This is a genomic window from Allorhizobium sonneratiae (assembly GCF_023700755.1).
Lineage (GTDB): Bacteria > Pseudomonadota > Alphaproteobacteria > Rhizobiales > Rhizobiaceae > Allorhizobium > Allorhizobium sonneratiae.
In genome coordinates this window covers 141,677-166,640 of record NZ_JAMKOJ010000006.1, presented here as the reverse complement: position 1 = coordinate 166,640, position 24,964 = coordinate 141,677, and the positions used below count along the sequence as shown (strand labels likewise).

Genomic DNA, 24,964 nt, shown 5'->3' with positions numbered 1-24,964 from the left:
GTATGTATTTTAAAATCGTATTCAAAATATTTTGAAAATAAGATTCAGAAAAACAAAATTTACTTATTTGTGAATTCATTCTCTGAAAATGATTGGTGATGATCATGATGTTTATATAAGAGGTTTATTCTTTTATGAATGAAAAACGTTCATCAGCGCGTGTCCGGACTTTGAAAGGGGGACGTATCTTATTAAACAATGGATATTCCACCTTTGACTGTGTCATTCGCAACCTTTCTGAAACCGGCGCCAAATTAAAACTGGATATGACGGCTCCTTTGCCCGATGCGTTTGAGCTTCTTATCCATGAGGGCCAGCGCTATCGTTGCGAGGTTCGCTGGCGTAAAGGTGCTGAAGTGGGCGTTAAATTTATCTGACAGCATATGTTTTGCATGGTATCGCAAAGACATGATCGGTTTTTCATACCCTGCTCTTGATGTTGCACCTCAGCTTATTGGTGCGCTTCTCATGTTTCACGGCTGTGGCGGGATTATTGTTGAGGTTGAGGCCTATGAACCGGATGATCCTGCCTCGCACAGTTTTTCAGGTCCGACACAACGCAACGCTGCCATGTTTGGCCCGCCTGCACATGCCTATGTCTACCGGTCCTATGGTATTCACTGGTGCTTCAATATTGTTTGCCGATCCGGCAGCGCAGTGTTGATCCGAGCTCTCCAACCGACAGCCGGTCTTGATGAGATGATCACGCGTCGTGGTGTCAACGATCTGCGGCTTTTATGCTCAGGTCCCGGTCGTTTGGCACAGGCGTTGGCGATTTCCGGTGCGCAAAATGGTGACCGGGTTGATACTCAACCTTTTTCTCTTGTTCCTGCAGCAGAGCCCGCGGCTGTTATCGCTGGACCGCGCATTGGCATCAGCAAAGCCAGGGATCTGCCCTGGCGCTTTGGCCTGAAGGGGTCTGCTTATTTGAGCAAGGCCTTCAAAAATCCAATCGACCTTTCTGTGCGTTGAAGACAAGGTTGCAGTCCCAAAAATAGGCCGCCCTCATGGTTCTGACGATTGATCGCCTGAAAAAAAGCTTCGAGACCACGGAAGGCCCACTTGATGTGCTCAAAGGCGTGTCTTTGGTTTTGCATCCTGGCCAGAGCATGGCGCTGACAGGGGAATCGGGCAGCGGCAAGAGCACGCTTTTGCACATTGCCGGCGGGCTTGAAGCCGCAGATAGCGGTGAGGTGCGTGTGGATGGCGAGGATCTGGCCAGTCTTGACGATCATCGACGTGCTGCCTTGCGGCGCGAGCGGATCGGTCTGGTGTTTCAGCAGTTCAATCTTCTGCCTTCGCTGGATGTGGCGGCCAATCTTGCCTTTCATGCCCGGCTTGCCGGGCGTCATGATCCGGTCTGGGTGGCGGAATTGACCGAGCGTCTGGGGCTTAAGGAGCTGCTCAAACGCTATCCGGAGCAATTGTCCGGCGGTCAGCAGCAAAGGGTGGCCATTGGTCGCAGTCTGGCGCTTCGGCCGAAACTTATTCTCGCCGATGAACCGACGGGCAATCTCGATGAAGCGACAGGGGATGCCGTCATGGAGGTGATGCTGTCTCTTGTCCGGCAGACGGGGGCCGCCCTGTTGATGGTGACGCATTCGCAACGGCTGGCGCAGCAGCTCGATCATCATCTGCATCTCAGGGCGGGGTTGATTGTCTGATGGCGTGGACGGCATTTGGTGCGCTTTTATCGCATTGGCGAAAACACAAGGTGCAACTGGCCATGCTGCTTCTGGGGCTGGCGCTGGCGACAGCGCTCTGGTCGGGTGTGCAGGCGATCAATGCCGAGGCGCGCGCCTCCTATGCCAAAGCTGCGGCCCTTCTCGGGCAAAACCGGCTGAGCGAACTGGTTCGGCGGGATGGTGGCACCATTCCCCTCTCGCTTTACGTCGATTTGCGCCGTCGTGGTTATCAACTTTCACCCATGTTGAGCGGCGATATCCGCATTGCCGGCAAGCCCATCCATCTGATCGGTATCGATCCTCTGTCCGTGCCGCATCAGGCCGCGCCGGAAGATTTCAGCGCTGCGGGCAGCCTCCCAGCCTTTTTGTCGCCGCCGGGGCTGATGTTGGTTTCCCAATCGACCGCCGATGCGCTGAAGGGAGAAGCCCCTCTTGCCGTCAGGGTGGTGAAGGATGTGCCATATGGCACAGCCATCACCGATATCGGGGTCGCAGCCAGGTTGCTGTCTCTGCCGGATGCAATCACGAACATGATCGTGTTGCCGGAAAATGCGGCACCACTCCGCGACCTTGCAACGATTGCGCCCGGATTGATGGTGAAAAAGCCGGATGGCGAAGGCGATCTTGCCCGGCTGACGGATAGTTTTCATCTCAATCTGACCGCCTTTGGCCTGCTGTCCTTCGTGGTCGGCCTTTTCATCGTCTATGCGGCGGTGCGGCTGGCTTTTGAGCAGCGACGGGCCACCTTCCGCACATTACGGTCTCTGGGCCTGCCGGTCAGAATGCTGCTTCTGCTGCTGTCGGCGGAAATGCTCTTGTTTTCCGTCATCGCCGGGCTCATCGGGGTGGCGCTTGGCTATGTGATTGCCTCCATGCTGCTGCCGGATGTGGCCCTGACACTGCGCGGTCTCTATGGCGCGGATGTGCCCGGCAGCCTGCAGTTTCGTCCGCAATGGTGGGCGACGGGACTTGCCATTGCCGTGCTCGGCGCGCTTGCTTCGGCGGGGCAGGGTCTTTGGTCGGTCTGGCGGATGCCGCTGCTGCAACCGGCGAAACCGCGTGCCTGGGCCATGGCGTCGGAACGCATATGGTGGATGCAGGCGGCGGTCGCAATTATGCTCTTTATCGCCGCTGCGGGCCTTGTGTGGTGGGGTCGGGGACTGCTTGCCGGCTTTGCCGCGCTTGGCGCATTGCTTCTGGCGGCGGCCCTGCTGTTGCCCGTGCTGCTGACGCCAGCCCTGAAACTCTTGCAGGTCTTGGCGCGAGGCCCGGTGATGCAATGGTTCTTTGCCGATACGCGCCAGCAATTGCCCGGTCTGTCGCTGGCGCTGATGGCGCTGCTTCTGGCTTTGGCGACCAATATCGGCGTCGGCACCATGGTGTCTTCCTTTCGCCTGACCTTTGTCGGCTGGCTCGATCAGAGGCTTGCGGCAGAGCTTTATGTTTCAGCACGCAGCGATGCCGAGGCTGCAAGGTTGCAGGCATGGCTGGCGGCCCGCGTTGATGCGGTCTTGCCGATCTGGTCGACGAAAGCGCGGATTGGCGGAAAGATCGTCACCGTTCATGGTGTGGTTGACGATCCTGTCTATCGACAACACTGGCCTTTGCTCGAAACCGCGCCAAAGCTTTGGGACCGTCTGGCGGCCGGTGACGGTGTGCTGATCAACGAACAGATGATGCGTCGGGAAAACCGGCATGTCGGCTCCATGATCACACTGCCGGGCAATCTGCGGGAGGAGGTGCTCGGCGTCTATTCCGATTATGGCAATCCCGAAGAGGATGTGATGATCGCGCAGTCTGTACTGGTCTCGCACTTTTCCGATCTCTCACGGCAGCGTTTCGGGCTGCGACTGGCGAAAGACAAGGTGGATGCGTTGAAAGCAGAACTCATCGACGACTTCGGCCTGCCAGCCGAGAATATCGTCGATCAGTCGGCTCTCAAGCGACGCTCGCTGGAGATTTTTGAAAAGACCTTTGCCATAACGGCAGCGCTCAACATTCTGACGCTTGCCGTGGCCGGTGTGGCGATTTTTGCCAGTCTCACCACACTTTCCACCATGCGTCTGCCGCAACTGGCCCCCGTCTGGGCCATGGGCTTGACCCGGCGGTCGATCATCACGCTTGAGCTTTTGCGCACGCTGGTGCTGGCCGCTCTGACCATGATAGCCGCGATACCGGTTGGTCTGGCGCTGGCCTGGATGCTGTTGGCGGTCGTCAATGTCGAAGCCTTTGGCTGGAGACTGCCGATGCATCTTTTTCCCGGGCAATGGCTGCATCTTGCGCTGTTGTCACTGGCGGCGGCCTTTCTGGCCGCGCTTTTGCCGCTTTGGGGGCTGGCGCGCAGGAAACCTGCCGATCTTTTGAGGATATTTGCCAATGAACGGTGAGGGAATCCTGCGTATACCCGTGCTTTTCAGGGCTTTTTTTATGCTGCTCTGTCTGGCTGTTGCTTTGCCCGGAGAAGGTCTTGCCCAGGGCTTTGCCGGGCTGGGCACAACAGTGCAGGGCTTTGCCTTGCCAAGGCCCGGTGTGGCGCTGCGCTTTCCGGGCGATCATGGCGCGCATCCCGATTACCGGATCGAATGGTGGTATGTGACGGCCAATCTCAAGGGCAGCGATGGCAAGGATTATGGGGCGCAATGGACCCTGTTCCGCTCGGCGCTTGCGCCGGGGGAGAAGTCCGGCTGGATGAGCCCGCAGATCTGGATGGGTCATGCGGCTCTCACCAGCCAGTCACACCATCTGGTGGCCGAAACGCTGGCGCGCGGCGGCATCGGCGAAGCGGGGGTAACGGTCAATCCCTTTTCCGCCTGGATCAATGACTGGAGCATGAGCGGCAAGGCCGATGAAAAAGGTGTTCTGTCGGGTCTGACCCTCAAGGCGAAGGGCAAAGGCTTTTCCTATGATCTGGCGCTTGACGTAGATGGACCATTGGTCGAGCAGGGCGATCATGGTTATTCAATCAAATCGGCATCCGGGCAGGCAAGCTATTATTATTCCGAGCCGTTTCTGACGGTCAAAGGCACCATCCAACTACCCTCCGGCCCCGTCGCGGTCACCGGCAAGGCCTGGCTCGATCATGAATGGTCATCGCAGCCGCTGGCCACCGACCAGAAAGGCTGGGACTGGTTTTCCCTGCATTTTGCCGATGGCGGCAAGCTGATGGGGTTTCGTCTGCGCGGGGCGTCTGGCGATTTTACCTCTGCCACCTGGATTTCTGCCGATGGCAAGGCAGAGGCGCTGGGCAATGGCGCCTTGCGGCTGACCGTTCTGGAAAGGGGGCGGGTTGCAGGCCGCGATATTCCCTTGCGTTGGCGGCTGGATCTGCCGGAAAAGCATTTTTCCGTTGAGACGACACCGCTCAATTCGCAAAGCTGGATGGCGGTATCCGTGCCTTACTGGGAAGGTCCGATCCGCTTTTCCGGCACGACAAGCGGCGTAGGCTATCTGGAAATGACGGGTTATTGAGGAGCGGGAAGGAGATATCCTGCCCGCACCGCCTCAACCAATCGATTTATTTCCCGTCCCAGGGTTTCAGCGCCTGTTCCTTCAGGGCGCGCTGTTCATTGGCCGGTAGTTTGTAATTGGCCTGATAGGGCGCGCTTTCAAACGAGCCATACATGGGGTTTGCCAGCGCAATCCAGTCATGCCCCCAATGGGAAATGTCGGCATCGAATTCTTTCTGGCGCTCAGCAGGCGTGCCCTTATAATTGTCGGTGAAATCACCGAAATTGTCGCCGAACAGCAGCAGGACGCGATATTTCTGCGCGATGAAATTGAAGCGCGTGCCCTTGGCCGAGCCCCAGTCCGGTCGCTCCTTTGCGGCAAGGAAGGTATCGACCTTGTCACTGAAGGGAAAGCCCATGGCTTTCATTTCTTCAATTGTCGCCGGTTTTTCCTCCGCAGATCGGTTGGTCACGTAAAACACGGTGACACCTTTCGAGGCGGCATATTTGGTAAAGCCAACGGCGCCGGGAATTGGAACGTCTTTCTTGGCTTTGACATATTGGGTCCAGCTCTTGGGCGAAAAACTGGTGCCAGCCGTGACATTCCAAGCCTGATAGGCCGAGGTGTTGACGATGGTGTCATCGACATCGAGAATGACGGCGGGCGGCAGGTTCTGGTAATCCGTCTTTTGCGAGGGCAGAGCCGTCCAGTTCTTGTTGGCGAGCGCCTCATCCAGACGCATTCTCCCGAGTGCATAGGCACCCAGGGCATTGGCCTGAAACTCAACCGATGTCTGGTTCCACAAAGTGGCGTTGAGATTGTCATTCGGCTGGGCTGCGGCATCTGCGGCAAAGGCCGCTCCGGACAACATGAGACAGGCAGTGCCGACAAGCAGCAGCCCCGATAAACGCGCATGGGCAGACATAAAACACTCCGCTTTTATAAAAGTGAGTTGCAATGGCATTATTCATGATTGTCCTGACGATGTCGTCAAGCGCTCTTTAGTGTTTCTCCATCACGACAGGGTGATGGTTTGCCGCGATCAATGGCTGCTGGCATGGCCTTTGCTTTGTCGATGCCCAGGGTGCAATTACACGCGACATGCCGCTGGACTTGCTCTATTCTGCGGTTACAACGGGAAACATATAATGGCTGCTTATTCGATCAGTCTCGGGCGTCAACGCCACGTCTTCAACGACCTGAAAAGCCTGATGGCTGCTGCTTCGCCGGAAAAATCCGGTGACAAGCTGGCCGGGATCGGCGCTGAAAGTCATGAGCAGCGGGTGGCAGCGCGGTATCTGCTGGCTGATCTGCCGTTGAAGACCTTCCTTGAAGATCTTCTCATTCCTTACGAGAGCGATGAGGTCACGCGGCTGATCATCGACAGTCACGACAAGGCCGCCTTTGCTCCCGTTTCTCATATGACGGTCGGGCAGTTTCGCGACTGGCTGCTTTCTTATGAGGCAACCACGGAGGCGCTTGTCACGCTGGCACCTGGCCTGACGCCGGAAATGGTGGCGGCCACCTCGAAGCTCATGCGCAATTACGATCTGATCACGGTTGCGGCGAAAATGCGGGTGATCACCGGCTTTCGTACGACGATCGGCCTGGAAGGTCGTCTCTCCAGTCGCCTTCAGCCCAATCATCCCACCGATGATCCCGAAGGCGTGGCCGGTTCAACACTGGACGGCCTGTTATACGGCGTGGGCGATGCGGTGATCGGCATCAATCCGGCCAGCGATAATCTGGATGCCTGCATGCGGTTGATGGAGCTTTTCGACCGTCTGCGCCAGCGTTTCGATATTCCTGTACAATCCTGCGTGCTCACCCATGTAACGACGTCGATCAAAGCGATCGAGGCTGGCGCCCCGCTCGATCTCGTCTTTCAGTCGGTGGCGGGCAGCGAGGCAGCCAATCGCGGCTTCGGTGTCGATCTGGCCATTTTGCGTGAAGGGCGGGAGGCGGCGCTGTCGTTGAACCGCGGCACGGTTGGCAATCATGTCATGTATCTGGAAACCGGGCAGGGCAGCGCCCTTTCCGCCAATGCCCATCATGGGGTGGATGAGCAGACGCTGGAGGCGCGTGCCTATGCGGTGGCGCGGGCCGTGGAGCCGCTGCTGGTCAATACGGTCGTCGGTTTCATCGGGCCGGAATATCTCTATGACGCCAAACAGATCATTCGCGCCGGGCTGGAAGATCATTTTTGTGGCAAGTTGCTGGGTGTGCCGATGGGCGTCGATGTCTGTTACACCAATCACGCCGAGGCCGATCAGGATGATATGGACAATCTCATGGTGCTCTTGACAAGTGCCGGGGTGAACTTCCTGATCGCGGTGCCCGGAGCCGATGATGTCATGCTGAATTATCAAAGCCTCTCCTATCACGATATTGTCGGGCTGCGGCATCAGTTCAACCGGCCGCCTGCACCGGAATTCGAAGCCTGGCTGAAGCATATGGGCATGATCGATCGCTCCGGACGGCTTGCACCGCTGACTGCCGCGAATGTTTCCAGAAATCTTCTCTCCTATAAGGCCTCAGCATGAGTGAACCGGTTGATCTCGATCCTTTTGCCCGGTTTCGCACGGTGACGCGAGCGCGTATCGGTCTTGGCCGGGCAGGCGACGCCATGCCGGTCAAGGCGGTGCTCGATTTCCAGCTTGCCCATGCACGGGCACGCGATGCCGTGCATGGCGCGGTGGACTTCGACCGCTTGCGTCAGGAACTCGCCCCTCAGGAATGTGTTGTCGTGCGTTCGCTTGCGGCGGACCGGGCCACTTATCTGACCCGTCCCGATCTTGGTCGGCAGGTCATGGTCGAAGACCTGCCGAAAGACAGGGGTGGTTATGACATTGTCTTCGTTATTGCTGACGGCTTGTCTGCTGCTGCGGTGGAGCGCCATGCAAGCGCCGTCTACAAGGCTGCAGTGAAACGCCTGGGTGGTTTAACCATCGGGCCTGTCATTCTTGGACAGCAGGCGCGAGTTGCCTTTGGCGATGAGATTGGCGCGGCGCTGAAGGCTGATCTGGTGATTATGCTGATCGGTGAACGTCCCGGCCTGAGTGTCCCCGACAGTCTCGGTGCCTATCTGACCTTTGCTCCAAAACCGGGCAGGATGGACAGCGAACGCAATTGCATCTCCAATATTCACGACGATGGCCTCTCCTATGAAGTGGCGGCAGACAAGATTGCCTGGCTGGCGAAGGAAGCCTTGCGGCTGAAGCTGACGGGTGTGGATCTCAAGGAAAACGCCTCTTCAGAGCGCCTGACGCAGGACGCGAAGCCCGTTCTGCCGTCATCTTCGTGACGTGGCAGGTTAAGCGTCTGATGATTGCATATACAGTTCCTTAACCATGATTAAGGATGATGGGAAGGGCCGATTCACAGGTCTTTGAAGGGCGATGATCTGCCCTGTGCATCACCGAGGTCAGTCTCATGCCCATCATCAGTTTCGCCAATTCCAAGGGCGGCGCCGGTAAAACCACCGCGCTGGTTCTGCTTGCCAACGAACTCGTCCGCCGCGACTACAAGGTGGCGGTGATCGATCTCGACCCGCAATACTGGGTGTCGCGCTGGTTTGCCGGGGCGGAGGTGTCGCCGTCGTTGCGGCTGGCAAGTTCGGTGACGGCACAAAGTTTCGCAGCTGTGGCTGAAGACCTCAAGGCGCGCTACGATTATGTGCTGATCGACCTGCCGGGCATGAAAACGCCTTTCCTGCCCACGGCGCTGAGCCTGTCCGATCATGCCCTCATTCCTGTTCAGGGCAGCGCCATGGATGCGGAAGGGGCGGCACAGGTTCTCGACCTTATCCAGATGCTGCGCCGTCGTGCCAGTCTCGATATTGCCCATTCGGTCGTGCTGTCGCGGGTCAATTCGCTGGTGACGACCCGCTCGCTGCGCACGGTCAAGGAGATGCTGGCCACGCAATCGGTCAGGGTGCTGAACACGCCGATCATCGAACGCGCGGCTTTCCGGGACATGTTTGAATATCGCTGTGCCGTTCACCGACTGGACCCGGAGCGGGTCAGTAATGTCGATAAGGCGGTTTTGAATGCCGAATGTTATGCCGACGAGGTTGAACTGCTTGTGCCTGCCATGCGCAAACTTCGCGCTGCCAATGCCGATATTGTCAACGATTTTATAAGGCAACAGCTTGCAACGGGCTGAGCCTCTATCTTTTTGATTGATCGTTCTGATCTAACCTGTTGGCGAAGGTCTGGTGAGCAAGGGCTCACCAGACCTTCGCCAATATTGCATGAAAACAGTAAGTTATGGCATTCTTGTGAAACAGTGAAATGCTCTAAGCCGTTCGATAGGAACGGTCGCCATATTTTTTCTTTGATGCTGTTCAGCGTATATTATTGCTCGGTTGAATTAACGAAATTTGACAGATTTTTGGAAAACCTCCGTTACCGAGCATAAAAGCTGTTATTTTTTTGAGGGCGCGTATATCCTTCTTGCAGGGAATCAGGCATTGGCCTGATTCAGTGTGACATGGCTGTTGACAAAATCCGCTTTTTTAAAAGCGGAAAAGGTCTCGGGCATCGTCATATGACGTGTAGACACGTGCCGGATTGAGAATTTTCGGGACCGGAAATGCGGGAAAACAAAAGCTTGGTGTGTTTCAGTGTTTTGATAAAGCCTTGAAGCTTTCAGCCCTGAAATGTCCGGGCTGGTCCATTATCCATGGACGGAGATTTTTCTGGTTTTGACGAAAGGTTCCTTCGGTGGACAGGTGATGGTGAAATGACGGCTTGGTCGCAGATCGCAACAGCAACACAGGAGGCAGGCTTGCGTCCCGCCGATGAAACCATTGCTGAAGATGCCCGGGTGCTTTCGGCGCAGTTGAAAGCCATGCGGGAAAGGCTGTTTCCGCCGGCGTCGATGAAGACCTTGCGCAGTTTCACCTCCGGTGAGGCAGCGCGTCTGGTCGGTGTCTCGGATGGCTATCTGCGTCAGTTGTCTCTGGCAGGTGAGGGACCCAATCCTGAAGTGGGTACCGGCGGTCGACGCTATTATTCTCTGGCCGATATCGATGCTCTTCGCCATTATCTCGCTGAGCAGGCGCGCGCCAAGGGTAATCTTGCCAAGGCCCGGTCTTATGTGAAGTGGCGCGACAAGGATGCCGGCGAACATCTTCAGGTCATTTCCGTGACGAATTTCAAGGGCGGATCAGGCAAGACCACGTCTGCCGTGCATCTGGCTCAGTATCTGGCGATGGCTGGCTATCGCGTTCTGGCGGTTGATCTCGACCCACAGGCTTCGCTTTCAGCGCTCTTCGGCTATCAACCGGAACTCGATCTTGTCGGCAATGATACCATTTATGGTGCGATCCGCTATGACGAGGAACGGCGTTCGCTGCGCGACATCGTGCGCAAAACCTACTTCCACAATCTTGATCTCGTCCCTGGAAATCTCGAATTGCAGGAATTCGAGCATTCCACGCCAAGGGCGTTGGCGGAGCGTAAACCGGGCGATGAGAATGCGTTGTTTTTTACCCGCGTTCAACAAGCGTTGCAGGAGGTTGCCGATGATTACGACATCGTCGTGATCGATTGCCCACCGCAGCTCGGCTATCTGACACTGTCTGCGCTGTGCGCTTCGACCTCGGTGATCGTGACGGTTCATCCGCAGATGCTCGATGTGGCCTCGATGAGCCAGTTCCTGTTCATGACATCTGATCTCCTGAGTGTTGTGCGCGAAGCGGGCGGGACGCTGAATTTCGATTTTCTCCGCTATCTCGTAACCCGGTTCGAACCGAATGACGGGCCGCAGGCCCAAATTGCCGGCTTCATGCGCTCGCTCTTTGGTGATCGGGTTCTGACAGCGCCGATGGTCAAATCCACTGCTATTTCCGATGCTGGTCTGACCAAGCAGACGCTTTACGAGGTGGGCCGGGAGAATTTCAGCCGTGGCACCTATGACAGGGCAATGGAATCGCTGGATGCGGTGAATAGTGAAATCGAACAACTGCTCCTTTCAGTCTGGGGGAGGAAAGAATGATCGGTAAGAACCGAAAGAACGAGCTTCGCGCTTTGTTTGCGGATTCGACCACGACCGCCAAGTCAGGCGAATCAAATCAGGCAGAGACGAAGCAGGATCACAGCGATAACCGGACGCCGCCGGAAAGTGGGGCAGGGCAGGAGGCTCAAACCTTGGGCAATGCACGCACGGCTTCGGGGGCTGTGAAGGCCATGGGCCTGACCTTGTCGTCGATTACGCGCGAAGCAGAAGAGGCGCGGGTTTTGCGTCAGGCCTTGCAGGAAGGGGAAAGGGTCATATCGCTCGATCCGGCGTTGATTGAGAGTTCTTTCATTTCAGATCGTCTCAGTGATCAGGAAAAAGACGATCCCGAATTTCTGGCCCTTGTCGACAGCATCAGGGAAAGCGGTCAACAGGTGCCTATTCTGGTGCGCCGTCATCCCGATCATCCTGAGCGGTTTCAGGTTGCCTATGGCCATCGGCGCCTGAATGCCGTTCGCCGTCTTGGTCTACCTGTCAAAGCGCTGGTGCGTGCACTCAGCGACAGTGAGCTTGTCCTGGCGCAGGGGAAGGAAAATGCAGAGCGGCGTAATCTCAGCTTTATTGAGCGAGCGCTGTTTGCCAAGGCCCTTGGCGAACGGGGGTTTGATCGGAAAGTCATCGGCGATGCCCTTTCCGTGCAAAAAAGTGAGCTGTCACGGCTGATGCAGGTGGCTGATGCCGTTCCCGAACATTTCATCCGTGCGATTGGCCCAGCCCCTAAGGCGGGCCGCGATCGCTGGATGGCACTTGCGCAACTGCTCGGGCAAGACAAGGACAGGTTGAGAGCAGACCAGCTCATTGTCGAGGCTGACTACAGGTTGGCTGGTAGCGATGAGCGGTTTCAGATGCTGTTTGAAGCTTTGAAGCAAAAGCCCGAGACAGAAAGAGATGCTTTTGACACGCTCACGGCGCCAGATGGTACTGTTTTTGCCAGGCTGCAACGGCATGGACGCAAGATCAAACTGGAATTTCTCTCAAACGTGGATCCAGGTTTTGTCGAGGCGTTTGAACATCGCCTGGCAACGGACTACGCATCATACCTTAACAATCGGTCACAGATGTAGGTGACCGATGTAAGTGACGGCATGTACAGGGTATGCACGTCAACCAAAAGCCACACTGCATGTCACCTTGGCACAGATGTCCACGGTGTAACTATGCAGGAAAAGCAAACGGTTACAGCATTTTACGTCTTTCTGATGAAAGGGATTGTGCTGTAGCATAAAATCGCGAAAGGACATCAAGCGAAGAAAAGAAAAAAGGCCTCCCAAACGTCGCCATTCCGGAAGCCCTCTTCTATGTAGCAATTCAAGAGAATCACTTCCAGCGATCAAAGTCAAGAGTCGAGCGCGATTTCGTGTCTCGTATGGCATGTTTCTGTCTTTGGATATGGGAAAGAGGCTTCGGCCCGGCATCACAGCGTCGTGCTTTTTAACGAGTGCACAATGGATGCTGCAACACTTTAAATCTGCTGCATAATGTTCCCTTAAACCGACTCCGATTTAAGGCATTATGCAGTTGTGCTGACTGCATGGTTTCTGCAAGTTTTCATGAAAACGGAACTTGATTCCGAAAAACATAGAAAACCAATAGATTTGAGGGACCTTTCTTTCAATTCGAACCTGAGAGGGTTTCAATCAATTGAAATTGAAGGTGTCAATGATGCAGCAGGGTGGTCGTGTTACAGCATAATGTGCGTTTGCGAAACGCAGGATATTGTTCATGCTAGCTGTCATTTTGACAGCATCCTATCCGTTGTGTGTAAGAGAAATTGTCTGTCTTGACGAAGGTCTACTGCATAATTCCATAGCCTGAAGATGCTGAAGCATCCTCGGAGCGAGTCTCTTTGACTATTTTAGGCGTCTCAATCGCGTAAGAGCGTCGAGAGTGGAGCAAGACGTGTCATTCTGAATGACATTTTCCGATAACGCCTTGTATTGTAGAGATTTGAGGCGAACATTATGCAGCAGATCCAGCTTTTACAGCCTCCGTCTTTGCCTTTGAGGGAATGATGCTGCTGTCGGCGACTGGTCTTGGAGCCTGTCTTTTCTTCCTGAGAGGGATGAAAAATGATGGAAAGACGCGCAACGACCCCTTTTGCAGGAAAAGTGACCGGCCAGATGCTGGCGCGGCAAGCCCATATTGCACGTCAGCAGGAAGATTTGCGCCGGGACGAAGGCAATAATAAAGGTGGCCCTGTCGATAAATGGCAACTCTTGCGTCACCTTACGGAAGCCCGGCATGTCTATGGCATCAGCGACCGAACGATTTCCGTTCTAGAGGCGATGATCAGCTTTGCGCCAGAGCGGCATCTGGATGGTAAAGCGCCTGTCATTGTTTTCCCCTCCAACCGCGAACTTGCGTTTCGTTCGCGCGGTATGGCCCCAGCAACGATCCGTAGACATGTAGCGCGCTTGGTTGAGCTCGGCTTTATCCTGCGGCGTGACAGTGCGAATGGGAAGCGGTTTTGCAGGCATGATCGGGCTGGTATGGTCGAGGATGCCTTTGGTTTCGACCTGGCTCCTTTTGTGCTGCGCGCAGACGAAATCTATGCTTACGCAGAAAAGATGCGTCAGGAAGCAGAGATGATGCGTAAATTGCGAAGTGAGATATCCGTGTATATCAGGGATATTTCCAAAATTATCGAGCTTGCGCTTGAGGAAAAGCGGCAGGGTGACTGGTTGGGCATGTACGAGCGCTATCAGGCCTTGAGAATGTCTCAACGTCACGACAAGTCGCTTACGGCGATTGCCGTGCTTGCCAAAGACTTGAAATCCTTACTCATAGAGGTGGAAAACCTTTATCTTTCAAGTCTTAATGATAATGAATTGAGCAGCAATGATGCTGATAATGAGCAGCACTATCATATTTCAAAAACAGAACTACATATTGATAATAAGGCAGAGAAAGAAAAGCAGGAAGATCGAACTCCAAAGGTAACCGTCGGCAAACGGCAAGTCGCTGTTACGGTCAATCGCCTTAAATCACTCTTCCCCTCAACCTGGGACTACGCAAAAGACGGCATCCAGGATTGGAAGGATTTTATTGTCACAACTGACATCATACGGTCAGTCCTGGGGGTTTCTTTTGATGCCTGGTGCAAGGCCAAGGATGCCATGGGTGATCAATCGGCTGCGATCTGCGTCGCCTTCATTCTCGAAAAGGCTGAAAACATACGATCGCCGGGTGGATATCTTCGGGTGCTGACAGAAAAAGCTGAAGCTGGACGTTTCAGCGTCTATGCACTTCTTTCTTCGACTGAGTAGGTTCATGACCTGACCGCTGTGTCGATGGGGTCGGTTCCGGCCGGGGGCGAAATGACACTCTGCTGCATGATGCCTTACAGCGGAATCGATTTAAGGAGAAAATGATGCAGTAGATTAAACGTGTTACAGCGACCTTTGTGTGCCATATTTGCCGCGCGGCGCTGTAAGCGTTACTTCTTTTGGGCCAGAGATATGTGCCAGAAGTTCTGGGCGGGCATCTTCAGCCTGATTTGAAAGCCAGTCCTGCAGATCACGAGCACCACGACCAGAGATGGTCTTGTAACCGTGTGTCTCACGCAACTATTTCATATGCTCCTGGCGGAGCTAGAGCCGGGCAACTTGCGGAAAAAGGCTTGAAGCACGTTGACTGAGGTTGATAAGCCGCAATACGCTTTAAGGGTTTACATACAAACGATTGCGGGTCGCGGTGGTTGAATCGATGAAGATACTCGCAATTTCAGGAAGCGCCCGCCGACTCTCCACCAACACTGCATTGTTGAAGGCAATGCAGGTCATAGCTCCGACAGGTATTGTCATCGACGTGTTTGATGGCATAGGGAATTTGCCTGTCTTTTCGCCCGACCTCGAAGGTTCTGACGAGCCGCTTGTCGTAAGGATTTTTAAACAGGCGATTTCGGAGAGTGACGGGTTGGTCATTTCCAGCCCCGAATACGTTCGCAGTATCCCCGGCGGTTTGAAAAATGCTATCGATTGGCTCGTTTCTGGTAATGAGTTGATTGGGAAAGCTATTGCTCTTGTCCATGCCTCGCACCGGGGAGACGAGATGCTCAATATGCTGCGAACGGTTGCTTTCGACGGTAAGTTCCAATTTCAATGAAAGCCTGTTCTTCCGACTTCCGGTGATGACGGACACGCCGGAAAAGATCCTTGAGATTCTCGATACCCCTTACAATCGAAAAAGGGTCGAAAGATTTCTCGTTGATTTCGCGACCTTCTGTCAAAATCAAAGTGTCGATGGTTCGAACATCCAACTGTGATCTCGGCGAGCGTAACCGACGGCGTTTATTGAGTGTGACCGGCGAAAATCAAATTACGTAAGGTATGTTATGGAACGTGTAGTCGCTTTTAAATCCTGTTATGCGGAAGTGTGGTGTGATGTTGCGAAAGACGTCAAAGCAAAGACTGATATGACGTTTCAGAAACCCAACAAATCGCCATCTGCTTTGGGTGTTTGCCTCTGCCATTGAGGAAACGGCAAAGGCAAACTCTTTTTGATCCGCGGCAGGTGTTTACCAGAGTTTCACGTGCCGATTGACATCTTTGTAGATAAGATAACGAAATCTGCCTGGTCCTCCGGCATAGCAGGCCTGCGGGCAAAAGGCGCGCAGCCACATATAATCGCCGGCTTCAACCTCGACCCAGTCTTCGTTCAGACGATAAACGGCTCTTCCTTCCAGGACATAAAGCCCATGTTCCATAACATGGGTTTCCATGAAAGGAATAACGCCACCCGGTTCAAACGTGACGATGTTGAGATGAAAATCATAACGTATGTCGGTGGGATCGATAAAACGGGTTGTTCCCCAGGCACCATTGGTGTCCGGCATCATGGTGATGGGATGTGCATCCTCGTGGGTCACAAGGGCTGGTGGCGGATCAAGTCCCTCTACAGGTTCGAAAGCCTTTCGGATCCAATGGAACTTGGCTGGTTGGGAATTGTCATTGCCGATCGTCCATTTCGCTCCGGCTGGTATAAAGGCAAAGGATCCTGGTCGAAGTTCATATCTACTCTCATTGACGGTGAGTGTCATATGTCCATCAACGACAAAGAGGCCAGCCTGAGCCCGAGGATCCGGTTCCGGTTGAGTGGAACCGCCGCCTGCTTCGATCTCCATGATGTAATGCGAAAAACTTTCAGCAAAGCCGCTGAGAGGCCGGGCAATGATCCAGCCTCTGGTCTTGTGCCAGTGCGGAAAGAGGCTCGTCACGATGTCACTCATGACACCTTTGGGAATGACAGCGTAAGCGGTTTTGAAGACGGACTTGCCCGAGAGCAATTGGGTTTGAGGCGGAAGCCCGCCCATTGGACTATAATAGGAATTGTGTGTCATTGCCTGTCTTCTGTTCAGGTGGTCGGGAGATGGTTTGCATCAGGGGCCAACTCTACCAGACGGTGGCGTTGCTTTTTCTTGCCTTTGCCATTTCGGATAGAGCCGTATCTGCTGTGTTTTGATGTTAGATCGGCATCGGCTATTTGCCAATCAGCAACCTGTTTTAAGGGTTCATGGCCCCTACTCTCTTCGTCAGCTTTGTCCGGGACAAACAAATTCTGCATTTTGGCAGGAGTTTCGGCTGGAAACCTTTTACAGGCAGGGCAAAGAGTGCAATAGAGCATGTCGCGTAAACACATGTAGCGGTTTTATGATACCGACATGCAACAAAACAAAGACTTAAGAGTGTCGTTTGATTCCGTCACATTTGGATGCGCTCAGGACACTCGATCAGCATCAGATGAAGTCAAGGCAACCCTATGGCGCAATCATTGAATCCTCAGGTCTCGAAGCTGACGATCAAGTCATTGCTGATGCTGCTTGTTCTGTCCTTGATCGTTTTTCTCCCTGGCTTGAGCACCATGCCGCCAACGGACAGGGATGAATCGCTTTTTTCTCAGGCCAGCAAGCAGATGGTTGAGACGCATAATTTTGTCGACATCAAAGTCAGGGATAAACCGCGTTATCAAAAGCCCATCGGAATTTACTGGTTGCAATCCGCCAGTGTTATGCTGACTCATCCTGCCCGGCTGAATGAAATCTGGGCGTATCGTCTTCCGTCCGCATTGGGCATGACCCTTGCCGTGATCATGACGGCTGCCACAGGCGCTGTGCTTTTTACGCCTTCGATCGGTTTCATGGCAGGCCTTCTGTTGATGGCCTGCACGATCGTCAATGTTGAAGCGCGATTGGCCACGACAGATGCTGCCCTGCTGGCCATGATCACGACGGTACAGTTTTCTCTGGCGCGAGCATGGCAGGGTGACAATCGTTGGCGGAATGGCCTGTTGTTCTGGTTTGCACTGGGCTTCGGCCTGCTGCTGAAGGGCCCTATCATTCTTTTGCCATTGCTGGGAACCTTGTTCTGGATGTGGCGATCACAGAAGTCACTCAGATGGGCTTTGAATCTGAGGCCCCTGCCCGGTCTTGTTATTCTTCTGCTTGTGGTCTGCCCCTGGTTGATTGCCATCACAATGGCAAGCCATGGCGCGTTCATGGAACAGTCCGCAGGCAAGGATCTGATGGACAAAATCTGGAATGGCCAGAACCGGGGTATGATTCCGCCCGGTTTTCATCTGCTGATTTTACCGGTCACATTGTTTCCGACATCGATCTTTGTCTATATGGCACTGCCCGATGTCTGGCAGAAGCGACATCAAGCTGCGATTGCCTTTTGCCTCGGCTGGCTTATTCCAAGCTGGCTTGTCTTTGAAATCTCTTTGACGAAGCTTGCCCATTATACAATGCCGACCTTCCCGGCTCTGGCGCTCCTTGGAAGCTGGGGGCTGGCTCAAGGATACCCTGCCCTGAAAAGCGTGTGGCTGAAGCGCCTGTTTTTCGGTTCATGGTTCGTTATCGGACTCATCTTTGCCGGTGCCTTTATTGCTCTCGATCTTAACTTCGGTGGATCGTTGCAGTCCTTGTCCAGCTGGTGTCAGATTGGTGCTGGTCTTGCGCTTATTCTTGCTCAAGGCCTGACTCTGTATTTTTTCAAGCGGGAAAGGCAATATGCGGCTCTTGCCAGTGTCGTGCTAGGCAGCGTGATCTTCATGACGGTGGTTTTTGCGGTTACACTCCCCGGTCTTAAGGGATTCTGGCTTGCGCCGCAGGTGGTTGCTGCAGTTGATGAAGCAAAACTCTGCGATCATCCGCAACTTGTGACTTACGGTTATGATGAGCCAAGTCTTGTTTTCCTCGGTGGCACCCAGACCTTGTCGATGGATACGCCGAACGATACGGCTGCGGCCGTTACAAGTGCACCTTGCCGCTTTGCTGTGGTGAATGTGCGTTTGCGCGATCATTTTGTCTCTGCTCTGGCAAGTCAGCTGCAGCAAAAGACTGTTTCGCTTGAACCGCTGAAACAGATTGAAGGATTCGATCTTGGCAGCGGCCACTGGTATGACCTGCTGGTTTATCCCCCTCCCCCAAGCGCTGAGAAGTAAAAGAAAAACCGTTTTCGGTGACCTTACAGCATCGTGCGTTTTATCAAGCGCATATAAGATGCTGTAACGCTTTAAATCTGCTGCATAATTTTCTCCTTAACCCGATTCCGGTTTAAGGAATGATGCAGTAGAACCGGTGCAATACAGATGTGGAACGAAATCGCCTGCCTTCACCCAGCATGAGCGGAGAACAACCGCGAGCTTATGGAGCGCAGTCCGTTAACGTTATAGTGCCCTCCTTGCACTATGGATTGGCTCCTTCCTTCTCGACCAGGTGACGCGATTGGACTATCTGGAAATTGCGGCTTCTCCCTGAGGCAAGATGCTCACCGGCATGCCTGAAGTGCTGCAGCGATATAGCCGTAGCAGAAGGCGAAGGATACGCCGAGCGGATCGCGACCATCAATGGTCGGCGCATGGTCAGGCATGACCATATAGCGGTAATCCACCTCGCGTAGCACCTGCATTACCCGGATCATGTCCAGACTGCCCTCATCAGGAAAGACCTCCATAAAGGAGAGCTTATGGCCGCGAATATTGCGATAATGAATATTGAACAGCTTGCCGCGCGTGCCGAACCAACGAATGACGTCATCGATCTCGCCATCAGGATCATCCAGCATTTCAGCAACCGTGCCGATGCAGAAATTCAGACCATGCCAGGGGCTTTCATGCAGGCTGACGAAACGCTTCATGCCCTCGACCGTGCCAAGAATGCGTGAAACGCCCTTGTAACCCGGCGGCGTATAGGGATCATGCGGATGGCAGGCGAGCCGCACCTTGACCTCGGAGGCGACTGGTACGACACGGCTCAAGAAATACGCCACCCGTTCCCAGATCACCTCTTCCGGGATAACGCCCAGAGGGCCGGGTTCATCCGGATCGGTCTTGTCGAAGCGAAAGGCCTCGTTGCGCGAACCGCCGCGACCCGGCTCCATCGGCGTACGGGGAATGCCGATATAATTGAAATTGTATTTGACGGACGGGATCCCGGCTTTAGCGCAATTGCGGATCAACTGGCAGATACCATCGATCTGCTCGTCCCGCTTCGGTCCGGCCGTTAAAATATCCTTGCAGGGGTTACGATCCCCCGGAGAGGAAGGCATCGGCAATTGCAGCATGTCGAGCGTGATGCCGAAACTTTCCACATGCTTCCTGTGCGCAATCAGATGATCGAGCGTCCAGTCTGTCCAGGGCCCGGGCGGATCGGCCGAGACATGATCGACCCCCAATTGTTTCATCACGATATAATCGCTGTCGTCGCGCGCCGGCAGCTGGGTTCCCAGATACATCGAATGTCTCTCCCGGTAGGATACGCAGAGTGCGCTCCTCCCCTGTGATTGCAGATTTTGTCGCCTTGGCACAGAAGGAGCATGGCCATACTGTGCCTGGAAATTCATAATGTCATATTATGACTTTGGCAAGCGGGCCTTGAAGCGATGAACCCGCACGACATGATCGCGAAAGATCCGGGTGGCGAGCGAAACCGACGTCAGAGGAAAATGCCCGATACAGACGCCGATCCTGAAGCCGATCAGATCAGGGCGAACAGCGCGCATCTCGCCCTTATCCACCCAGGCTTTGGCATAATGCACCGGCAGGAAGCCGAGATACCGGCCGCTCAGCACCAGATGCGCCATGCTTTCCATGGAATTCACCGTGGCGGCCGGAGCCTTGGCGAAGAGCGAATTATAGGCGGTGCTGACCGAATAGCTGCGTCGTGCATAGGCCTGATCGGCAATCTTCTCCAGCGTCAAAGGTCCCTGTGCCGGATCGAAGAGAGGATGGAGACGGCCGCAATAAAGACATTGCTCTTCCTGAAACAGGTTTTGCAACTGCACTGCCGCGTTCATCGGCAGGTTCGGCACCAGCGCCACATCCATCTGCCGGTTGATCAACGCCTGCTCGATCTGGTTTGGAGCGACGGTGGAAAGTGCCACATGCACCTCCGGCACCTCGGCCGAAAAGGCAGCCAGTGCCTCATAGAGCCGGCATTGCGGGTTTTCGATCACAGCGTCGACGACGCCCAACCTGAGTTCCCCGACCAGACGGCCGCGCATCACGCCAAGTTCGGCGCGGAAATGATCAAGGGCTGCAAAGCATTTGATCGCTTCGGCATAGACCCGATGGCCTTGCTCCGTCAGAGAAAAGCCCGAACGCCCCCGCTGGCAGAGCGTCAGGCCCAATCTGGTTTCCAAAGCCGCCATCTGGGCACTGATGGTCGAACGGGAAATGCCGAGGATCGCCTGCGCCCGGGTAAAGCCATTCTGCTCGACCACGGCGCGGAAAATGCGCAACTGACGCAGATCGACATCGCTGACCGGTGGAATGTGCTGGTTCATTCTCAACAGACCTTCGTTGGCAGGCCAAAGCTTCGCCTGCTTGGTTTTGTTTTGACACAGCTTCTTCTTGCAAAACCGTGTGACAGTTTTCCGGAACCTGCTGAGCCGGACCGGCACGGAAGAAAGGTTGAAAACTTCGGACGTGAAGGTTTGAACTTCGAGATTATCGGATGTTCCAGACTGTGGCAACCTTGCAGCATAAGGGGCGGTGAAAGCCGCGACCGATAGAGCCGACAGCAAAGGGAGCCGCCATGCCGCATGATACCCGCCAGACAGACACAACGCCGTCCTTTGAACCGGTTTCAGGCTTTGTCCTTCCCCGTTTTGCCGGCATTCCCACCTTCATGCGCCTGCCCTTTATTGATCTCGACGAGGCCGCCATCGACCATGTCGATATCGGCATTGTCGGCGTTCCCTGGGATGGCGGCACGACGAACCGGCCAGGTCCCCGCCATGGGCCACGCCAGTTGCGGGATCTATCCACCATGGTGCGGCGTCTGCATCCGGTCACCGGCATGGCGCCATTTTCGCTGCGCAATGTCGCCGATCTCGGTGATTCACCGGTCAATCCTGCCGATATTCAGGATTCGCTTGCAAGGATCACCGAATTTTACCGCAGGCTGACAGCAAAGGGCATCACCCCCTTGAGCGCGGGCGGCGATCATCTCGTCTCCTATCCGATCCTGAAAGCGCTGGGTGCCGCGCAGCCTCTCGGCATGATCCATTTCGATGCCCATACCGATCTGTATGACAGCTATTTTGGCGGCTTTCGCTACACGCACGGCACACCTTTCCGCCGTGCCATCGAGGATGGCTATCTCGATCCCAAGCGGGTGGTGCAGATCGGCATTCGCGGCACGATGTATGACGGCGAAGACATTGAATGGGGCCTGCAACAGGGGGTCCGGATCATCCGCATCGAGGAATTCGAGGATCGTGGTGTCGATGATGTCATGGCCGAAGCGCGCGCCATTGTCGGTGACACTCCCACCTATGTCAGCTTCGATATCGACAGCATCGATCCGGCCTTTGCGCCGGGCACCGGCACGCCGGAAATCGGCGGCTTCACCACGCGAGAGGCGCAAAGACTGGTGCGCAAGCTTTCCGGCCTGAATCTCGTCGGCGCCGATCTCGTCGAGGTTTCGCCGCCCTTCGATCCTTCAGGTGGCACGGCGCTGATCGGGGTGACGCTGATGTTTGAACTGCTCTGCGTTCTGGCGGCCAATCCGCAGACGAAACGCCCGCCTGTATGATGCCTGTTACACAACACATGCCCCGATAACGGCCCGAGCGGCTTTTGTCAGGTCCCCATAGACGCGAAAAAGAGGGCACCCCATATCGGGGAACGCTCCAGAACAAGAACCACCGGAGTTGGAACCCATGAAATCTGTCTGGAACATTCTGAATGCCGTATCCTTCACCCTGCTTGCCAGCCTGAGCCTCGCCTCGGTTGCGGATGCCGCAGAAAAACTCTCCATCGGCTTTTCCACCTGGGTGGGCTACGGCCCGCTCTACATTGCGCAAAAGCAGGGCTTTTTTAAAGACGAAGGTCTTGATGTCGATCTGATCAAGATGGAGGACGTCAAGACGCGAATGCCGGCGCTTGCCGCCGGGCGGATCGATGTGGCGGCAACCAGCGTCGATGCGGTGCTGAGCTTCAACACGCAAGCCCATCCGCTGACCTATCTCTTTGCCGTGGATGACAGCCATGGCGGTGACGGCATCGTTGCGCGCAAGAGCATCAAGACGATTGCCGATCTCAAGGGCAAGAAAGTTGCCTATACGCAGGGTTCGGTCTCGCAATTCTTCTTTGCCGTGCTGCTGAAAAAGGCGGGACTGTCCCTGAAGGACGTGGATTCGCTCAACATGTCGGCAGGCGATGCCGGTGCGGCCTTCGTGGCTGGCAAGGTTGACGCTGCCGTGACCTGGGAACCCTGGCTGACGCGCGGCAAGCAGGCAAAGGATGGCGCACTTCTGGTTGACAGCTCCACCACGCCGGGCCTGATCACCGACGTCATGGTGACAACCAAGGCTGAGCTTGCCAAACGACCCGAGGTCATGAAGGCGCTCTACAAAGCCTGGGCCAAGGCCGTCGCCTGGCAGAAGGCCCATCCGGACGAAGCCGACACGATCATGGCCAAAGGCGTGGGCGGCTGGCTGGACGATCCGAAAACCTTTGCCGAGACCCGAAGCGGCATCGTCTTCTACGATGACGCGATGAACAAAAGCTTCATGGACCCTGCCAACAAGGATGGCCTGATCAAAACCGTCACCAGCGCCAAGGAGATTGGTGAAGAGACCGGCCTGTTCAAGCTTGCGGTCAGCCCCGCCTCGATGATCGCCACCGGCATTGTTCAGTAACCCTTGAAGGACAGGCGCATGCGAACCAGGTCGCTTCTCTCACCCAAGGTCGACATCCCCGCCAGCCTTTACCTTGGGCTGAGCCTTGCCTCCTGCCTGATGATCCTGCTTGTCTGGTGCGTGATCACCTATGGCGGCTTCACCTCGCCGGATTTTCTCGCACCGCCCGGCGATGTCATCGCCGCCGGGCTGAAGCGCATCAAGGATCTGTCACTGTTCGACAATATCGAAGCCAGTCTGACCGTCATCCTGTCGGGTTTTCTGCTGGCTTCGGTTTTTGCCGTGCCGATCGGCATTCTGATGGGCAGTTTCCGCGTCGTTCAGGCACTGGTGGAGCCGATCACCGGCTTCATGCGCTATATTCCAGTCTCAGCGCTGATTCCGCTGCTCATCCTGTGGATCGGTATCGGCATCGAGCAGAAGATCATGGTGATCTTTCTCGGCACCTTTTTCCAGCAATTGCTGCTGATTTCCGATGTTTCCGCCCGCGTCAGCAAGGATCTGATCGATTGCGCCTATACGCTGGGCGCAAAACGCCGGCAGACAGTGATCAGCGTGCTGCTGCCAGCCTGTCTGCCCGGCGTCATGGACACGCTGCGTGTTACCATGGGCTGGGCCTGGACCTATCTGGTGGTGGCCGAACTGGTCGCCGCCGATAGCGGTCTCGGCTATATGATCCTCAATGCCATGCGCGGCCTGTTTACCGATGTCATCCTGCTCGGCGTCTTCACCATCGGCATGCTCGGCCTGCTGACCGATCTCATCTTCAAATATCTGCGGCAGCGGCTTTTGCCCTGGTCTGCCGATCTGTGAAAGTCCTGTGTCCCATGAGCCTGCTTGCCCTTGAAGACATCACCGTCACCTTCGGCCCCCGCAACAAGCCTCTGGTGACGGCGCTGGAAAACGTTTCCCTCAGCGTGGCGGAAAACCGGTTTTCGGTGATCGTCGGCCCTTCCGGCTGCGGAAAATCGACTCTGCTGCGCCTTGCCGCCGGGTTGGATGCGCCGACATCAGGCCGCCTCACTCTTGGCGGTCAGCCAATTGAAGGCCCGTCCGCCGAACGCGGCATGGTGTTTCAAAGCTACACCCTGTTTCACTGGCTGACGGTAAAAGAGAACATCATGTTTGGCCCGAAACTGAAAAAACTGCCGAAACAGAACTGCGAGGATATCGCAAAGCAGCTTATCAGGTCGGTGCATCTTGAAGGTTTTGAAGACGCCTATCCAAAGCAATTGTCCGGCGGCATGCGTCAACGTGTGGCGCTCGCCAGAGCGCTTGCCAATGATCCACGCATCCTGCTGATGGACGAGCCCTTTGGCGCCCTGGATAGCCAGACCCGCCAGCATATGCAGGAACTGCTGCTCGATATCTGGCAGGAGCGGCGCAAGACGGTGCTGTTCATCACCCATGACATCGATGAAGCCATTCTGCTGGGCGATGAGGTCCACGTCATGAGTGCGCGGCCCGGACGCATCGCCAAAACCATTCCGATCCATCTCGATCGGCCCCGTAGTATTGATCTGCTGACATCAGCGGATTTCATGTCCTACAAGCGTGAAATCATGGCATTGCTGCACGAGAAGACACAATAAACACCATGAGAGCGTTTCCGTATTCGTCGAAACACAGGAACGCTCCAAATTTTTGTTTTCCGTATTTCCAGACGGC

The 24,964-nt window shown here is 55.2% G+C and carries 20 protein-coding genes and 1 pseudogene; 17 read left to right on the top strand and 4 right to left on the bottom strand.

Translation table 11 applies throughout. The features are described 5' to 3' along the window. Positions 1 to 134 precede the first annotated feature (134 nt). From NAC44_RS12780 to NAC44_RS12760, 5 genes are read left to right on the top strand one after another with little or no spacing between them, the layout of a single operon-like run. The gene (locus NAC44_RS12780) at positions 135 to 377 is read left to right on the top strand and encodes a PilZ domain-containing protein (protein ID WP_250941286.1); all 243 of its coding nucleotides are present in this window, start codon (positions 135 to 137) and stop codon (positions 375 to 377) included. Positions 378 to 408: 31 nt separating this feature from the next. Further along, a complete protein-coding gene (locus tag NAC44_RS12775; protein WP_250941285.1) occupies positions 409 to 972 on the top strand; it encodes a DNA-3-methyladenine glycosylase in 564 nt (187 codons plus the stop codon). A gap of 35 nt (positions 973 to 1,007) precedes the next feature. After that, positions 1,008 to 1,664: an ABC transporter ATP-binding protein gene (locus NAC44_RS12770; RefSeq protein ID WP_250941283.1), complete on the top strand. Its 657-nt coding sequence runs from the start codon at positions 1,008 to 1,010 to the stop codon at positions 1,662 to 1,664. Then, positions 1,664 to 4,072, top strand: coding sequence for an FtsX-like permease family protein (locus NAC44_RS12765; protein ID WP_250941280.1), 2,409 nt, complete (start codon positions 1,664 to 1,666; stop codon positions 4,070 to 4,072). The genes NAC44_RS12770 and NAC44_RS12765 overlap by 1 nt, the downstream gene beginning before the upstream one ends. A 40-nt stretch (positions 4,073 to 4,112) precedes the next feature. Continuing rightward, the gene (locus tag NAC44_RS12760) at positions 4,113 to 5,153 is read left to right on the top strand and encodes a lipocalin-like domain-containing protein (RefSeq protein ID WP_250941484.1); all 1,041 of its coding nucleotides are present in this window, start codon (positions 4,113 to 4,115) and stop codon (positions 5,151 to 5,153) included. Between the two features lie 46 nt (positions 5,154 to 5,199). Here NAC44_RS12760 and NAC44_RS12755 read toward each other — a convergent pair whose 3' ends face one another. Then, on the bottom strand, positions 5,200 to 6,057 hold the full coding sequence (locus NAC44_RS12755; RefSeq protein WP_250941278.1) for a 5'-nucleotidase, lipoprotein e(P4) family: 858 nt from the start codon (positions 6,055 to 6,057) through the stop codon (positions 5,200 to 5,202). Positions 6,058 to 6,280: 223 nt separating this feature from the next. Here NAC44_RS12755 and NAC44_RS12750 point away from each other — a divergent pair, with 223 nt between their 5' ends. The 7 genes and pseudogenes from NAC44_RS12750 (at position 6,281) to NAC44_RS12715 (ending at position 15,417) form a co-directional block, all read left to right on the top strand. Next, complete coding sequence (locus NAC44_RS12750; RefSeq protein WP_250941275.1) at positions 6,281 to 7,675, top strand: ethanolamine ammonia-lyase subunit EutB; 1,395 nt, start codon at positions 6,281 to 6,283, stop codon at positions 7,673 to 7,675. Then, positions 7,672 to 8,436, top strand: coding sequence for an ethanolamine ammonia-lyase subunit EutC (gene eutC, locus NAC44_RS12745; protein ID WP_250941273.1), 765 nt, complete (start codon positions 7,672 to 7,674; stop codon positions 8,434 to 8,436). Before NAC44_RS12750 ends, eutC begins: the two co-directional genes overlap by 4 nt. Positions 8,437 to 8,564: 128 nt before the next feature. Further along, on the top strand, positions 8,565 to 9,296 hold the full coding sequence (locus tag NAC44_RS12740; protein ID WP_250941271.1) for a ParA family protein: 732 nt from the start codon (positions 8,565 to 8,567) through the stop codon (positions 9,294 to 9,296). Positions 9,297 to 9,875: 579 nt separating this feature from the next. Further along, positions 9,876 to 11,132 carry a plasmid partitioning protein RepA gene (repA, locus tag NAC44_RS12735; protein WP_250941269.1) on the top strand — a complete coding sequence of 419 codons (1,257 nt, stop codon included), beginning with the start codon at positions 9,876 to 9,878 and terminating at the stop codon, positions 11,130 to 11,132. Continuing rightward, positions 11,129 to 12,217 carry a plasmid partitioning protein RepB gene (repB, locus tag NAC44_RS12730; RefSeq protein ID WP_250941267.1) on the top strand — a complete coding sequence of 363 codons (1,089 nt, stop codon included), beginning with the start codon at positions 11,129 to 11,131 and terminating at the stop codon, positions 12,215 to 12,217. The genes repA and repB overlap by 4 nt, the downstream gene beginning before the upstream one ends. Before the next feature lie 1,005 nt (positions 12,218 to 13,222). After that, positions 13,223 to 14,419 (top strand): plasmid replication protein RepC, encoded by a 1,197-nt coding sequence (repC, locus tag NAC44_RS12725; protein WP_250941265.1) that lies wholly within the window; start codon positions 13,223 to 13,225, stop codon positions 14,417 to 14,419. A gap of 439 nt (positions 14,420 to 14,858) precedes the next feature. After that, positions 14,859 to 15,417 (top strand): annotated as a pseudogene (locus tag NAC44_RS12715) (NADPH-dependent FMN reductase). Between the two features lie 252 nt (positions 15,418 to 15,669). Here the strand turns inward: NAC44_RS12715 and NAC44_RS12710 are convergent. Then, positions 15,670 to 16,491, bottom strand: a complete 822-nt coding sequence (locus NAC44_RS12710; protein ID WP_250941263.1) for a bifunctional allantoicase/(S)-ureidoglycine aminohydrolase — start codon at positions 16,489 to 16,491, stop codon at positions 15,670 to 15,672. Between the two features lie 419 nt (positions 16,492 to 16,910). Between NAC44_RS12710 and NAC44_RS12705 the strand changes: the two genes are divergently transcribed. Beyond that, positions 16,911 to 18,593, top strand: coding sequence for an ArnT family glycosyltransferase (locus NAC44_RS12705; RefSeq protein ID WP_250941262.1), 1,683 nt, complete (start codon positions 16,911 to 16,913; stop codon positions 18,591 to 18,593). Positions 18,594 to 18,919: 326 nt separating this feature from the next. Here NAC44_RS12705 and NAC44_RS12700 read toward each other — a convergent pair whose 3' ends face one another. Both NAC44_RS12700 and NAC44_RS12695 read right to left on the bottom strand, forming a co-directional pair. Then, positions 18,920 to 19,885, bottom strand: coding sequence for a mannonate dehydratase (locus NAC44_RS12700; RefSeq protein WP_250941260.1), 966 nt, complete (start codon positions 19,883 to 19,885; stop codon positions 18,920 to 18,922). Positions 19,886 to 20,002: 117 nt separating this feature from the next. Beyond that, a complete protein-coding gene (locus NAC44_RS12695; RefSeq protein ID WP_250941259.1) occupies positions 20,003 to 20,935 on the bottom strand; it encodes a LysR family transcriptional regulator in 933 nt (310 codons plus the stop codon). Positions 20,936 to 21,186: 251 nt separating this feature from the next. On the opposite strand from NAC44_RS12695, the gene speB reads away from it, so the two are divergent. From speB to NAC44_RS12675, 4 genes are all read left to right on the top strand, one after another. After that, positions 21,187 to 22,188 carry an agmatinase gene (gene speB, locus NAC44_RS12690; RefSeq protein WP_250941258.1) on the top strand — a complete coding sequence of 334 codons (1,002 nt, stop codon included), beginning with the start codon at positions 21,187 to 21,189 and terminating at the stop codon, positions 22,186 to 22,188. Positions 22,189 to 22,315: 127 nt separating this feature from the next. After that, positions 22,316 to 23,296, top strand: coding sequence for an ABC transporter substrate-binding protein (locus NAC44_RS12685; RefSeq protein ID WP_250941257.1), 981 nt, complete (start codon positions 22,316 to 22,318; stop codon positions 23,294 to 23,296). Between the two features lie 18 nt (positions 23,297 to 23,314). Beyond that, entirely contained in the window at positions 23,315 to 24,109 is a 795-nt protein-coding gene (locus NAC44_RS12680) for an ABC transporter permease (RefSeq protein ID WP_250941255.1), read from the top strand. A gap of 14 nt (positions 24,110 to 24,123) precedes the next feature. Beyond that, on the top strand, positions 24,124 to 24,888 hold the full coding sequence (locus tag NAC44_RS12675) for an ABC transporter ATP-binding protein (protein ID WP_250941253.1): 765 nt from the start codon (positions 24,124 to 24,126) through the stop codon (positions 24,886 to 24,888). Positions 24,889 to 24,964 lie beyond the last annotated feature (76 nt).